We start from the raw sequence: 14,376 nt of genomic DNA, 5'->3' as shown, positions 1-14,376 counted from the left end.
CTTAGGCTATGTAATGTTGGTGAAAAAAATACTTATCTATTATATACCTTTCCCGTTAAAAAATACAGAACTTTTTTCGAACTTTGCCTCGAAGGTGGCCTGGATGGACAGCTTCTTGAACTGTTTCATATCTACAGAACCTACCATGACAGACGTATGGGCCTGGCAGCCTTTTAACTTTGGAATCTGGTCAAGCGCAAGCTGGGCAGTCTCGTCATTTGCGGCACTGACCGAAAGGGCAATCAATACTTCATCCGTGTGCAGACGTGGATTGCGGCTTCCGAGATATTGGGTTTTCAGCTTCTGGATCGGCTCGATCGCATCCGGCGATATGACATGCAGCTCGTGATCAATGCCAGCCAGCTCTTTCAGTGCATTGAGCAGAAGAGCTGCGGACGCGCCCAACAGGTTTGACGTCTTGCCGGTAATCATACGCCCGTCGTGCAGCTGGAGTGCCGCTGCCGGGCCGCCTGTCTCCTGGGCCCGCTGCAATGCGGCGTTCACGACCGGACGGTCACGGACCGTGATGCCGGCCTGGTTCATCAGCATCTCTATCTTGTAAGCCTCGTCGTCCGGGCAGGCGCCGACGAGCAGTCTCCGGAGAGAGTCGTAATAGCGGCGGATAATCTCCTGGCAGGACGCTTCTTTGCACACGTCATCGTCACAGATGCAGTTGCCGGCCATATTAACACCCATATCGGTCGGCGATTTGTATGGGCTCTTTCCGTAAATGCGCTCGAACATGGCGTTCAGCACAGGGAATATCTCTACATCACGGTTATAGTTTACCGTTGTCTTGCCATATGCTTCCAGATGGAAGGGATCGATCATGTTGACGTCATTAAGGTCTGCGGTGGCTGCCTCGTACGCCAGATTGACCGGATGCTTCAGTGGTATGTTCCAGATGGGAAATGTCTCGAATTTGGCATAACCTGCGCTTATCCCTCTTTTATGTTCTTGATAGAGCTGGGACAGGCATACCGCCATCTTTCCGCTGCCGGGTCCCGGGGCGGTGACGACAACGAGAGGCCTCGACGTCTCTATAAAATCATTCTTGCCATAACCTTCATCGCTGACGATGAACGGTACATTGGATGGGTAGCCGGATATCACATAGTGCCGGTATACTTTTATGCCCAGTTTTTCCAGCCGGTTTTTAAACAGATCTGCGCTGCTTTGCCCACTGTATTTCGTGATGACGACGCTGCCGACGTAGAGTCCGTTTTCACGGTAGGCATGCATAAGCCGCAGGACGTCGGAATCATAGGTGATGCCAAGGTCGCCGCGGACTTTGTTTTTCTCGATATCCTCAGCGCTAATTACGATGATGATTTCTGCCTGGTCGGAAAGCTGCTTGAGCATACGCAGCTTACTGTCCGGCTGAAATCCCGGAAGTACGCGGGAGGCATGGTAATCATCGAACAGCTTTCCTCCAAACTCCAGATACAGCTTGTTGTCAAACTGGTCGATGCGTTCCCGGATATGGGCTGACTGCATTTGCAAGTATTTTTCATTGTCAAATCCTTTTTTCATTCGTAAATTCCCTCTTAATTCCTTCAAATTAGCTATTACATCAGTATAAGCAATCTCATTCCAAGTATACTACAAGATATAGGAAGTTTACAATCTTTTCATAATGTTTTTATTGATTTATAAGTAGGCTGTCCGTATAATGAAAGAGTGATGCAGGAGGATAAAAATGGACAACCAGAATAATCAGAATAAAAATAATAAGGGCTCTGGCAATAAGAATAACAAGCAGGGTTTTTCCTTCATTATTTTAGTAACATTGATCACGACGATACTGGTGCTTGCGCTGTATCAGTTCCAGGGTTCCGCGGGATCCAAGGAAATCAGCTATGACCAGTTCCTGAAATACGTGGACGATAAAAAGGTGGAAGAAGTCATCATCAGCAGTGACAGAATCACCATAACGATGAAGAAGGAGAAGGGCGCGCGTACATCCATGCAGTATTACACCGGCGTGGTGAGAGACGAGACGCTGGCGGAAAGGCTTGACAAGGCCGGCGTGAAGTTCGGGCAGGAGATTCCAGACACGACCTCCGCCGTGATACTGAACGTGCTTCTGACTCTCCTGCCGATAGCACTCATCGTAGGCATGTTCGTCTGGATGACAAAGCGGATGTCAAAGGGCGGCGGCATGATGGGTGTCGGAAAGAGCAATGCCAAGATGTATGTGGAGAAAGAGACCGGCGTCACATTCAAAGATGTGGCCGGGCAGGATGAAGCAAAGGAATCACTGCAGGAAGTGGTAGACTTTCTGCACAATCCGGGCAAATACACCCAGATTGGCGCCAAGCTGCCGAAGGGAGCACTGCTGGTCGGCCCACCTGGTACAGGTAAGACGCTTCTTGCCAAAGCTGTTGCGGGAGAGGCGAAGGTTCCGTTCTTCTCTCTGACGGGCTCTTCCTTTGTGGAAATGTACGTAGGTGTCGGTGCATCGAGGGTGCGTGACCTGTTCAAGCAGGCACAGCAGATGGCACCGTGTATCATCTTTATCGATGAGATTGACGCCATCGGCAAGAGTCGTGACAACCAGCTCGGAAGCAATGACGAGCGGGAACAGACGTTGAACCAGCTGCTGTCGGAGATGGATGGATTCGACACGAACAAGGGTCTTGTACTTCTGGCGGCTACCAACCGTCCGGAGATTCTGGATCCGGCGCTCTTGCGGCCCGGCCGCTTCGACCGTCGGATTATCGTTGAAAAGCCGGATCTGAAAGGCCGTGTGGATGTACTGAAAGTGCACTCCAAAGATGTAAGGATGGACGAGACCGTTGATTTGGAAGCGATTGCTCTTGCCACATCAGGAGCTGTCGGCTCCGATCTGGCCAACATGATTAACGAGGCGGCAATCAATGCTGTTAAGAATGGAAGAAATGCGGTATCACAGGGTGACCTGTTTGAAGCGGTGGAAGTCGTTCTGGTCGGGAAAGAGAAGAAAGACCGGATTATGAGCACCGAGGAGCGGAAAATCGTTTCCTACCATGAGGTGGGACACGCGCTGGTCAGCGCACTGCAGAAAGACGCAGAACCGGTACAGAAGATTACGATTGTACCGAGAACGATGGGCGCGCTCGGTTATGTAATGCAGACGCCGGAGGAAGAGAAGTTCCTGAACACGAAGAAGGAGCTTGAAGCGATGCTCGTAGGTATGCTGGCAGGACGTGCGGCGGAGGAAATCGTATTTGACACGGTGACGACGGGGGCTGCCAATGATATTGAGAAGGCGACGAACATAGCGAGAGCCATGATAACCCAGTACGGTATGAGCGAGAAGTTCGGGCTCATAGGGCTGGAGTCAATCCAGAACCGCTATCTGGACGGCAGAGCGGTAAGCAATTGCGGGGAGGCGACTTCTGCCGAGATAGACAGGGAAGTCATGGGCATGCTTAAGACTGCATATACGGAGGCCAAACGGCTGCTCAGCGAACATAGAGAGTCGCTGGATAAGATAGCGGCATTCCTGATAGAGAAAGAGACGATTACCGGCAAGGAGTTTATGGAGATCTTCTATCAGGTAGAAGGCATAGATCCTGAAATTGAGAAAAAGCCGGAAGAGCGAATCGCTGTCAGAGAGACCGAGCCGAAGATCGAAGCAAAAGCAGAAGTGAAAGAAGCAGAAGCTAAACAAGTAGAAGAAGCCAAAGAAGAGGCTGAAGTTAAGGCAGAACCAGAAATATAATGGAAAGGGCCAGGTCCCTTCCGATAGGGGCCAGACCCCTTGCGGAGGGTCTGGCCCCTTTTAATTGATTAACATATCGGCCGGAATATGGTATGATGATGTAGATTTGGAGAACTGCGTATGTGATATGGCACGGCCTTTGAATCGAGGACAAGACAGATAAGGAGACGGCAGACAGATGTTTGATATTCAGGAAGAATTGAAGAAATTGCCCGGCAAGCCGGGTGTCTATATCATGCATGATGAAAAGGATGATATTATCTATGTGGGCAAGGCCATCAGCCTGAAGAACAGGGTACGGCAATATTTCCAGAGCAGCCGCAACAAGGGAATCAAGATAGAGCAGATGGTCACCCATATAGCCAGATTTGAATATATCGTGACGGACTCTGAGCTGGAGGCGCTTGTACTTGAGTGTAATCTGATTAAGGAACACCGCCCGAAATATAATACGATGCTTATGGATGACAAGAGTTATCCATTTATAAAGGTTACGGTAGATGAACCGTTTCCGAGAATCATGCTGGCCAGAAAGATGATGAAGGATAAGGCGAAATATTTTGGCCCTTATACAAGCGCGGGAGCTGTTAAGGACACGATTGAACTTATCAGGAAGCTCTACAATATCCGCAGCTGCAGCCGGAGGCTCCCACAGGACGTAGGCAAGGAACGCCCATGCCTGAATTATCATATCCACCAGTGCAAAGCGCCGTGTCAGGGATACATATCCCAGGATGAATACCGGAAGTCTATAGACGAAGTGATCCGCTTCCTGAACGGTAATTATGACCTGATACTGAAAGAGCTGGAGGAGAAGATGCAGAGCGCGTCTGAGGCTATGGAGTTTGAGAAGGCTATCGAGTACCGGGAGCTTCTGAACAGCGTCCACAAGATAGCCCAGAAGCAGAAGATAACGGACACTGCAGGAGACGACCGCGATATTCTGGCGGTTGCTACCGAGGAGGAGGACGCGGTCGTACAGGTATTCTTTATCCGGGGCGGCAGGCTGATTGGCCGGGACCACTTCTACCTGAGGATTGCAAAAGGCGAGAAAGAATCGGAGATACTGTCCAGCTTTATCAAACAGTTCTATGCCGGTACACCGTATATCCCATCCCAGCTTATGCTCCAGGAGGAGATAGAGGACCAGGAGGTCGTGGAAGAGTGGCTGACCAGGAGAAGAGGGCATAAGGTCCATCTGCGTGTGCCAAAGAAAGGCACGAAAGAAAAGCTTGTGGAGCTGGCTCAGAAGAATGCGGCCCTTGTGCTCAGCACAGACAAAGAACGTCTGAAGCGGGAGGAAGGGCGCACCATAGGCGCGGTAAAAGAACTGGAGAAGCTGCTTGGTCTGAAGGGCATCGTCCGTATGGAGGCATACGATATATCCAACACGAACGGATTTGCTTCCGTCGGCTCTATGATCGTCTATGAAAAGGGGAAGCCAAAGCGGAACGACTACCGCAAGTTCAAGATTAAGGGCGTGCAGGGCGCGGACGATTATGCCAGCATGGAGGAAGTGCTTACGCGCCGGTTCGTGCATGGAATGAAAGAGATGGAGGAAGGAAAAGAGATGGGGAGCTTTACTGCATTTCCGGATCTGATCCTCATGGATGGGGGAAAAGGTCAGGTGAATGTAGCACTGCAGGTGATGGACAAGCTGCGGCTCAATATACCAGTGTGCGGGATGGTGAAGGATGATAACCACCGGACGAGAGGGCTGTTTTATCAGAATATCGAGATACCGATTGAAAGGGATTCGGAAGGATTTAAGCTCATAACGAGGATCCAGGACGAGGCCCACCGGTTTGCAATCACATTCCACAGAAAGCTGAGGAGCCAGGGGCAGGTACATTCTATCCTGGACGACATACCGGGTGTAGGTCCGGCGAGGAGAAAAGACCTGATGAGCCATTTTTCCAATCTGGATGCCATTAAAAATGCTACGGTGGAAGAGCTGGGCAGGCTTCCGTCCATGAATGAAAAATCAGCCCGCGACGTGTACAATTTTTTTCACTGATATGATATAATAGTTGAAAGAAGGAAGACTGAGAAGGAAAAGGAGACTGCCATGGGGAATAAAGTAAAGATGAAGAAAATTGTCGAAAAGATGAATCTCCGGAATCTGACGCCGGATGTCGATTTGACAGAACGAGAGGTGGAGGTACCGGATATTAACCGGCCCGCCCTTCAGCTGACCGGTTTTTTTGAACACTTTGATTCTGACCGTGTCCAGATAATCGGCTATGTCGAGTATACATTTCTTGAGACGCTGGATGAGAAGACGAAGGAACATATCTATGATACGCTGCTGTCTTACCAGATACCTGGCATCATCTTCAGCCGCGACCTCGCGCCGGAACCGATGCTTCTGGACAAGGCCAACGCCGCCCAGGTTCCGATATTTTCAACGGAGAAGAAGACGTCTGAATTCACGGCAGAGATTATCCGCTGGCTGAATGTGGAACTGGCTCCATGTATTTCCATCCATGGCGTCCTGGTGGATGTGTACGGCGTAGGGGTGCTCATTATGGGAGAAAGCGGCATCGGCAAGAGCGAGTCCGCACTGGAGCTCATTAAGAGAGGGCACCGCCTCGTCAGCGATGACGTGGTGGAAATCCATAAGGTCAGCGATGAGACGCTTGTGGGAACAGCTCCGGATATCACCAGGCATTTTATCGAACTGAGGGGAATCGGCATTGTGGATGTGAAGACATTGTTCGGTGTCCAGAGCGTCCGGGAAACTCAGAATATCGACCTCGTCATTACGCTTGAGGATTGGAACAAAGAGAAGGAATATGACCGCCTTGGCATGGAAGAAGAATATACGGAATTTCTCGGAAACAAAGTCGTATGCCATCAGCTTCCGATTCGCCCGGGACGTAATCTTGCCATCATCGTCGAGACAGCGGCCATCAACCACAGACAGAAGAAGATGGGCTATAACGCGGCTCAGGAGCTTTACAAGCGCGTACAGCAGAATCTTACGAAGAAATAGGAGGGGTTATATAGCATGCAGTATTGTTTTGGAGTAGATATCGGAGGCACGACTGTCAAGATGGGTCTTTTCAGGACAGAAGGCACGCTCGTTGACAAGTGGGAGATCAAGACCCGTACGGAAAACAGCGGGGAGGCTATCCTCTCTGATGTTGCGGCGTCCTTGAAGGCGAAGCTGGAAGAAAAGGAGATAGGACATCTGCAAGTTGCGGGAATCGGAATCGGGATACCTGCACCGGTGGATGACTGTGGTATCGTCAGAAACACGGCAAATCTTGGATGGGGCTACAAAGAAGTGAAGCGTGAGATGGGAGAGCTTACGGGCCTGAAGGTTAAGGCGGGTAATGACGCTAATGTTGCAGCCCTTGGAGAGATGTGGCTCGGTGCAGGCAAGGGCCAGAAGAACATGATTATGGTCACTCTCGGCACAGGCGTGGGCGGCGGCGTCATCGTAAATGGCAGCCCGATTGTCGGCGAGCACGGTGCCGGCGGGGAAATCGGTCATATATGCGTGAATTATGAAGAGGTTGAGAAGTGCGGCTGTGGCAGCAGAGGATGTCTGGAGCAGTATACATCAGCCACGGGAATCACAAGACTGGCAAGACGCAGGCTGACGAATCAGAGCGGCAGTACGATGCTGAAGATGGAGAACCTGAGTGCGAAATCGGTCTTTGACGCATTGAAAGAAGGGGACAAGGTGGCGGAAGAAATCGTAGAAGAGTTCGGCACTTATCTCGGACATGCGATGGCGAACCTGGCGGCAGTCACCGATCCTGCAGTAATTGTTATCGGAGGCGGCGTATCCAAGGCCGGGGATATCCTGCTGGAATATGTGGATAAGCATTTTAAGGAACGGGCGTTTTTTGCGAATAAAGATACGAAGTTCGTCCTTGCGGAACTTGGCAATGACGCAGGAATCTGTGGGGCTGCAAAGCTGATTATAGGGTAAGGATTTTTGGCAAAATGATAAAAAATAAAAGCATTTGAAAATCTTTCAAATGCTTTTATTTTTGTATTTTGCTTAATCTTTGATACTATCTAAAAAACCATTGCAAGACATCAAGATGTCTAAGGTGTCGAAGGATCCGGATTTGGATTTGGGTTTGGGTCAGGTGTCGGCTCCGGGTCAGGTGTTGGTTCAGGATCTGGAGTCGGAGTTGGAGTCGGAGTTGGTGTCGGAGTCGGCGTCGGAGTGTTGTTCCCCTGGTTCGGATCTGTCGGAGTCGTATTTGCATCCGGGTTATCGGTTGTATTCTCGTCGTCTTCCCCATCATCCTTCGGAGCTGACGTATCTACATGGCCCGGACAGGACTCTGTCGGAGCCGTATCCTTCGCAAAATATTCCGTGATGCTCGGACAGCCCGGGGCTGCAAGTTTTCCGGTCTTGGTACATACCGTTTTCTTCTCGATGGAATTAGGCATCTCAAAATCTTTGTATTCCAGATTCTCATGAATCCGGCTCATGATTCCGCGCCATATGCGGAAACGGAAGTTCAGGTCATAGCCGTTTACCTTGTTGTCGTCATATCCGCCCCATACCGCACATGTGTAGTACGGCGTGAAGCCGCAGAACCAGAGGTCCTTGTTCGAGTCTGTCGTACCGGTCTTGCCGGCTACCGGCATGTTGTCAAGCCTGCAGGCTGTACCGGTACCGCTTTCTACGACCGTTTCCATCGCGCTTGTGAGAAGAGCAGCCGTACTGTCCTTGATGGCAGTATGTGATTCTCCGGCGCCTTCCAGCAGTACATTGCCGTCATGGTCAAGAATCTTCGTATATAAAGTCGGACTGTTGTATACTCCGCCATTAGCGATCGATGCATAAGCGGCACAGAGCTGGTAGTTGTATACACCGTTGCTCAGTCCTCCGAGAACGAGCGTGTCATATACGTCATTCTGCGGATCCAGCGAAGTGATGCCAAATTTCTCTTTACAGTAGTCATATCCAAGCTTCGGGGTCACCGCTTCAATCGTCTTTACCGCGCATACATTGACCGACCACTGGATGGCCTCGCGCATCGTGATATCTCCCCGGTGCGTAGCACTCGCATTTTTCAGAGGAGTACCGTCCCGGTATGAATAGGGTTCGTCTTTTATGATTGTAGCCAGCGTCTGCCCCGCAGAGTCAAGAGCCGGGGCGTAACCTGCCAATATCTTGAAGGTAGAACCTGGCTGCCTCGGGGAACCAGTATATGCACGGTTCAGGCTTCGGCTCGTCGTCTTGGCACCGCGTCCACCTACCATGGCCTTGATCTGGCCTGTGTACTGGTCCATGACAGTGACAGATGCCTGAGGCTGAGGAGAGATGTTGATATATTCATCATAAGCATCACCCTCCTGGGCAATCGTCGCTTTCCATTCCTCGACCATAGCCCGTGCTTCCTCCTCGCTGGAGTAGAGAAGCCCCTGCTCTTTGCCGTACGTTTCTTTAGCGTACTGTTTTATATGCCCGGAACTGTAGTTTTCAACGGTTCCATCTGCGCGGGTGACGGTTAAAGCATAGTCAAGCCCATATTCCTTTAATCCTGGGTAATTGGAATCGTCATTCATCTCTTCGTCACAGATTTGCTGCATCGCAAGATTCTGTGTGGAGTATATGCTAAGCCCGCCACTGTAGACGGCGTTGTATGCCTGCGTCTCCGTATATCCAAGCTGGTCTATGAGATCCTGCGTAACCTGATCCGCAAGAGCATCGACAAAATAACTGTAAGGCGTATCGTCCGCCTCCGAGTTGTTAACTGTCTGGATACGGGAATATACGTCGTCCGCTTTTGCCTCATCATACGCTGCCTGGTCGATATAGCCCTGGTCGAGCATGTTTTTTAATACTTTATCCCGGCGCTTTGCATTGAGTTCCGGGTTCGTAATAGGGTTATAGTCCGATGGATTCTGGGTGATACCTGCGATTACTGCGCTTTCGGACAAAGTAAGCTCGGATACGTCCTTATTAAAATATCGCTTTGCCGCTGACTGTACCCCAAGGCAGTTCTGCCCGAGGTTAATCGTGTTCATATAGCTTTCCAGAATCGTATCTTTGTCCATCTGCTTTTCGATGGCGACGGCCAGGTACTGCTCCTGGATTTTACGTTCGAGCTTATCAAAAAATGTCTTCTCTTCTGTAAAGTTAGGGAATACATTATTTTTTATGAGCTGCTGCGTTATGGTGCTGGCACCTTCTGAGAAGTTGCCGCTCGTCAGTCCCACTACGGCAGCTCTGGCGATACCCTGAAGGTCGATTCCGTTGTGATCGTAGAAACGCTCGTCCTCAATCGCGACAAACGCATGCTGGAGATCCTTCGGCACTTCGTCAATCTTCTTATATATACGGTTGGAACCCGAAGCGACAAAACGTTCAATCTCAGTCTTGTTATCATCGGCGTATACCATGGTGGTAAAGCCTTTTGGCTGCACATCAGCCGGCGATACGTCCGGAGTATTGTCTAATATCTTCTTCAAAAACAGTCCGCCGCCGATGACGCCGACAACTGCTATGACAAGCAGGCAGAGCAGAAATGCTTTAAAAAGTCTTACACCAACTCTTTTACCCTGCATGGTTGATTTGGACGTTATTTTCTTTTGCTTCTGCGAAGCTTTCTTTTTACCATAATTCATGAGTGTCTGCCTCCTTCATACCAAGTCATTATAGCAAATATAATAATTGAAATAAAGAAAAAAATGAAAACTTCATATTTCAGTAGGAAAAACTTAAGAAATTCGCTATAGTATTAGTTGAACCAGTATGTAATATGAAAGAAAGGTGCAGATTATGACGACTGAATATAGGACAGTTTATGAAGGTGGAGAAGGGGAAATCGTGGAGAAGAAGTCCAGGTTTATTGCCGCGGTCAAGCCGGTCTCTGCGGAGGAGGATGCGTTGGCGTTCATAGAATCCGTAAAGAAGAAACACTGGAATGCCACTCATAACTGTTTTGCATATGTGATTGGAGAGCGTTCAGAATTGGCCCGCTGCAGCGATGACGGAGAGCCGAACGGAACGGCCGGCAAACCGATGCTCGATGTACTGCAAGGAGAAAAGCTCCGCAACACTGCCGTAGTAGTGACACGCTATTTCGGAGGTACGCTTCTTGGAACCGGTGGGCTGGTTCGCGCATACTCACAGGCAGTGAAGGCAGGCCTGGCTTCTTCTGTAATTATAACCAAAATTCGCGGGGTTAAACTTAGGATTGGCACAGATTATACCGGTCTCGGGAAAATTCAGTATATTCTCGGCCAGAAAGGGCTTAAAATACTCGACTCCGTATATACTGATTCCGTGAAGCTGGAAGTGCTTGTTCCGGAGTTAGCAGTTGAAGCAGCATGCTCAGACATCACGGAAGGTACAAACGGACAAGCGGCCATGGAAGAAGGAGTGAAGTGCTGGTTTGCGCAGATAGACGGCCAGCCCGTGGTACTGGAAGAATTCACAGACTGAGACAAGTAAAGCAGGCAGCCGAGGAGGAGGTATGGGGCATTTGACGCATACCTCCCCTTCGGCGTCTACTTTATGAAACTCCTGATGAAGATATCAGCCTTTTGCTTTCCCAGATGCAGCTTCTGAAAAATAGTAATCCTACAATAGCGGGCAATAGCGGGGATACCGCCTGGCCGATGTATATGCCGGGGAAGCCGATACTGAATGTAAAAGCTAACAGCCAGCTTACGGGAAGCCGGACGAAAACGGCATCTAAAAGTGCGTTTGCCATTGCGATATTTGCCGAACCTACTCCTATGGCAAAAGAATCAAACGTATACATGACAGCATAAACGAGGCTGTTTATTCCACAGCAGATTTTCAGATACAGTATGCCATCCCGCATGACTTCCAGGCTGTTTGGTTCAAACAGCCTGATAATCTGGCCGGCATATAGCTGCACGGCTATCACAACAAGTGTAGTGATAAATATAGTTAGGCGTAACCCTGCTCTTACCGTTGATTTCACACGCCCAATATCATTTGCGCCCATGTTCTGCCCAACCATAGCAGTAACAGCCTGCCCTATCGCCCAACAGGGCATGCCCGCAAAGGTATTTACTTTGAGTCCAATCCCCGATGCCGCGGCAGCCGATACGCCAAAATTATTCAGCATACCTGTAATCAAAAGATAGGAGATATTGACAATAGCCATTTGTACAGCGGTAGGAAGACCAACTTTCAAAATGATTGCCAGCTTATCCCGCTGAATGATGAAATGCATAATTTTGAAGTCAAAGATAAAGTCTTTCCGTCTTAAATGTATGATGGATATCGCCAGGGAGATGCCTTGTGAAAAGATGGTGGCATAAGCGGCACCGGCCGTTCCCATCTGGAAAGGACCAGCCAAAACCAGATCCAGTACAATATTTATAACGGCCGCAACCGCTATAAAAAAGAAAGGGCTTTTAGAATCCCCGAGGCCTTTCATAATGGAGCATACAGCATTATAGCCGAATACAAATACTGTGCCATAACAAATGATTTTCATGTAATCGCAGGCGTCCTGCATGGAAGGTGCTGGAACTTTCATCATGTGAAATAGAGGTTCATATACAAGCAATCCTATGATTGTAAAGATAACGGAAGCGATAAGGGCGATAGAAAATAATGTACCGACCGTGCCGCTTTGCCCTTTTTTATCAGCAGCCCCCTTATACTGGGCAGCTAATACAGTACCGCCCATTGTTATTCCGATGCAGATAGAGTTGATGATAAAGCTTACCATAGATGCATTACTGATTGCAGCAAGTCCGGCTTCACCTACGATGTTGCCGATAACGAGCATATCTACTACGCTGTAGAAGGATTGCAGCAGGTTGGCAAGTAACAGCGGCAGGGCGAATGAGAATAGCTTTTTCGATACGTTTCCAGTAGTCAGATCTTGTTCCTTTTTCATTTTGTCAGTATCCTTTCATAACGCAGAAAGCAGAGGGTCGACACGATGACGTGCGCCCTCTGCTTATAGAACTCGATAGTTACATGCAAAAGGCAGCAGACAAAACATTGTCTGCTGCCCGAACATCAGAATGGGATATGGACACGCGAACAAAACTCCGGGCTATAACGCCAGTTTGGAGCAGAGTGGAATCTGTATGTTCTCGTGTCTTTCAGGCTCCGTACAATGTTTTGAACTAACAGATTGTGCGGAGCCGGCCTCGATGCAGAATTTTCCAAATAACATGGTACGCAACCTTTCTTTTCGAATGTTAATAAACTTATTATACTGATTTACGTACCCGGTGTCAATTGTGCCATGTCTATTGAACTGTGAGTAAGCATCTCTGAAAAACAGACGGCTCTAAAAGGCTCCTGCGACCGATGCATCAAGCAAAAAAACGGCACAGCCGAAGCCGTGCCATTTCCGTTATTTATTGCTGTTTTATAATTGCGGCCCTTATGGGCCTTTCTTTTATTCTGCACTTTACTGGAACTCAGGCTCTATAAGGCCAAAGGTTCCGTTCTTCCTTCTGTATACTACATTTACTTCGTCCGTCTCCGCATTGCAGAAGACGAAGAAGTCATGACCAAGTAAATCCATCTGTATGCATGCATCCTCCGGATACATAGGTTTGATGCCAAAGCGTTTGGTACGAACGATTCTTACCTCATCATCATCTTCTGTAGCATATTCGCTTTCGAAAAATTCCTGGCGGAAGTTGCCGCCCTCCTGATGTCTTGCGACCAGTTTGTTCTTGTATTTGCGAAGCTGGCGTTCGATTACCTCCTCTACCAGGTCAATAGAGACATACATGTCATTGCTTACCTGTTCAGAACGGATGATATTTCCTTTCACAGGGATAGTTACCTCAATTTTCTGACGTTCTTTTTCGACACTTAAGGTAACGATGATTTCCGTATCGGAAGTAAAATACTTCTCTAATTTTCCCAATTTGTGCTCTACGGTTTCCCTTAAGCCAGGTGTTACATCGATGTTCTTTCCGCTAATAATAAACTTCATGCTGTCCAACTCCTTTTCGACATAATTTCAGATGTCTATAGTCTGACAATTTGGCTTTCAACTAAGAATCTATCTGATATATGTAGTATAACATGTTTGGACACTAATGTATAGAACGTATTACTTCAATTCTTGAAATTTTTCCTTCATGCATCTTGGCAACTCTGAGGCCGAAATCCGAAAAGTACACACATGCACCGACGCCGGTCTCTATACCATACTCCTCAAACTTCTGTTCAATAACGCTGAGCAGCGTCTCATTCTGTTCATGTGGTATGCTGATGCCGAGTATCTTGTTCACCGTCTTGACTCTTGTGCTGGCACGGAAGATAATCTCGTCAGCCACGTCAAACTCGCAGAACAGGTATTTGCGGGTGGCAAAGAGCACTGCGATGGCACAGACGCCGATAAGGCTGCTCCAGATGGAAGAGTGGTCGATGATAATCTGCCTTGCGATGGCAAAAAGCAGCACTTCAAACACAGTGTTGGGCGTATGGTAGTACATCATTCGTATCAGCTCGACTCCGATAATCAGATTAAAACAAGTCTCGAGAAGATCGTCATAGTTTGGCCACACGTCCAGATTCGGTATGTGTACCATAGATGTCGCCATACGCAGGCAGAGAAGGATAATGCCTAGCGCCAGCATGACGGATATGAAAAATTCCAGTGTTACAGCAAGTCGTTTTAAAAATTTAGCGACGTAATGCTTCATATGTTTCCCCCTTTAGGACGGTTTTCATCGTA

At 48.7% G+C, this 14,376-nt stretch carries 10 protein-coding genes; 5 read left to right on the top strand and 5 right to left on the bottom strand.

Going from position 1 to position 14,376, the window contains the following annotated elements; translation table 11 throughout:
* Positions 1–39: 39 nt before the first annotated feature.
* The gene (locus HJV72_RS04715) at positions 40–1,533 is read right to left on the bottom strand and encodes a DUF1846 domain-containing protein (protein WP_208069132.1); all 1,494 of its coding nucleotides are present in this window, start codon (positions 1,531–1,533) and stop codon (positions 40–42) included.
* Positions 1,534–1,699: 166 nt separating this feature from the next.
* On the opposite strand from HJV72_RS04715, the gene ftsH reads away from it, so the two are divergent.
* The 4 genes from ftsH to HJV72_RS04695 all read left to right on the top strand — a co-directional run bounded on the left by ftsH (position 1,700) and on the right by HJV72_RS04695 (position 7,649).
* On the top strand, positions 1,700–3,706 hold the full coding sequence (gene ftsH, locus HJV72_RS04710) for an ATP-dependent zinc metalloprotease FtsH (protein WP_208069130.1): 2,007 nt from the start codon (positions 1,700–1,702) through the stop codon (positions 3,704–3,706).
* Between the two features lie 178 nt (positions 3,707–3,884).
* Positions 3,885–5,723 (top strand): excinuclease ABC subunit UvrC, encoded by a 1,839-nt coding sequence (gene uvrC / locus HJV72_RS04705; protein ID WP_208069124.1) that lies wholly within the window; start codon positions 3,885–3,887, stop codon positions 5,721–5,723.
* 51 nt (positions 5,724–5,774) lie between these two features.
* Positions 5,775–6,701 carry an HPr(Ser) kinase/phosphatase gene (hprK, locus tag HJV72_RS04700; protein WP_208069123.1) on the top strand — a complete coding sequence of 309 codons (927 nt, stop codon included), beginning with the start codon at positions 5,775–5,777 and terminating at the stop codon, positions 6,699–6,701.
* 15 nt (positions 6,702–6,716) lie between these two features.
* Positions 6,717–7,649, top strand: a complete 933-nt coding sequence (locus HJV72_RS04695) for an ROK family glucokinase (protein ID WP_208069122.1) — start codon at positions 6,717–6,719, stop codon at positions 7,647–7,649.
* A gap of 119 nt (positions 7,650–7,768) precedes the next feature.
* On the opposite strand, the gene HJV72_RS04690 is transcribed toward HJV72_RS04695, so the two are convergent.
* Positions 7,769–10,309, bottom strand: a complete 2,541-nt coding sequence (locus HJV72_RS04690) for a transglycosylase domain-containing protein (RefSeq protein WP_208069116.1) — start codon at positions 10,307–10,309, stop codon at positions 7,769–7,771.
* Positions 10,310–10,463: 154 nt separating this feature from the next.
* Here HJV72_RS04690 and HJV72_RS04685 point away from each other — a divergent pair, with 154 nt between their 5' ends.
* A complete protein-coding gene (locus tag HJV72_RS04685; RefSeq protein ID WP_208069114.1) occupies positions 10,464–11,129 on the top strand; it encodes a YigZ family protein in 666 nt (221 codons plus the stop codon).
* A 70-nt stretch (positions 11,130–11,199) separates the two neighbouring features.
* Here the strand turns inward: HJV72_RS04685 and HJV72_RS04680 are convergent, their stop codons facing one another.
* The 3 genes from HJV72_RS04680 to HJV72_RS04670 form a co-directional block, all read right to left on the bottom strand.
* Entirely contained in the window at positions 11,200–12,567 is a 1,368-nt protein-coding gene (locus HJV72_RS04680; protein WP_208069111.1) for an MATE family efflux transporter, read from the bottom strand.
* A 525-nt stretch (positions 12,568–13,092) separates the two neighbouring features.
* On the bottom strand, positions 13,093–13,629 hold the full coding sequence (gene hpf, locus HJV72_RS04675; protein WP_066578466.1) for a ribosome hibernation-promoting factor, HPF/YfiA family: 537 nt from the start codon (positions 13,627–13,629) through the stop codon (positions 13,093–13,095).
* Positions 13,630–13,732: 103 nt separating this feature from the next.
* Positions 13,733–14,344, bottom strand: coding sequence for a transporter (locus HJV72_RS04670; RefSeq protein ID WP_208069110.1), 612 nt, complete (start codon positions 14,342–14,344; stop codon positions 13,733–13,735).
* Positions 14,345–14,376: the final 32 nt, after the last annotated feature.

It is taken from the genome of Extibacter sp. GGCC_0201, from assembly GCF_017566055.1.
Classification (GTDB): Bacteria; Bacillota; Clostridia; order Lachnospirales; family Lachnospiraceae; genus Extibacter.
The sequence above is the reverse complement of the archived record's forward strand: the minus strand, read 5'-3'. Positions and strand labels throughout refer to the sequence as shown.

Coding starts and splice junctions, on each gene's coding strand:
- HJV72_RS04670 (WP_208069110.1), bottom strand. CDS start 14,344: ATGAAGCATTACGTCGCTAAATTTTTAAAACGACTTGCTGTAACACTG.
- ftsH (WP_208069130.1), top strand. CDS start 1,700: ATGGACAACCAGAATAATCAGAATAAAAATAATAAGGGCTCTGGCAAT.
- HJV72_RS04715 (WP_208069132.1), bottom strand. CDS start 1,533: ATGAAAAAAGGATTTGACAATGAAAAATACTTGCAAATGCAGTCAGCC.
- uvrC (WP_208069124.1), top strand. CDS start 3,885: ATGTTTGATATTCAGGAAGAATTGAAGAAATTGCCCGGCAAGCCGGGT.
- HJV72_RS04690 (WP_208069116.1), bottom strand. CDS start 10,309: ATGAATTATGGTAAAAAGAAAGCTTCGCAGAAGCAAAAGAAAATAACG.
- hpf (WP_066578466.1), bottom strand. CDS start 13,629: ATGAAGTTTATTATTAGCGGAAAGAACATCGATGTAACACCTGGCTTA.
- HJV72_RS04685 (WP_208069114.1), top strand. CDS start 10,464: ATGACGACTGAATATAGGACAGTTTATGAAGGTGGAGAAGGGGAAATC.
- HJV72_RS04680 (WP_208069111.1), bottom strand. CDS start 12,567: ATGAAAAAGGAACAAGATCTGACTACTGGAAACGTATCGAAAAAGCTA.
- hprK (WP_208069123.1), top strand. CDS start 5,775: ATGGGGAATAAAGTAAAGATGAAGAAAATTGTCGAAAAGATGAATCTC.
- HJV72_RS04695 (WP_208069122.1), top strand. CDS start 6,717: ATGCAGTATTGTTTTGGAGTAGATATCGGAGGCACGACTGTCAAGATG.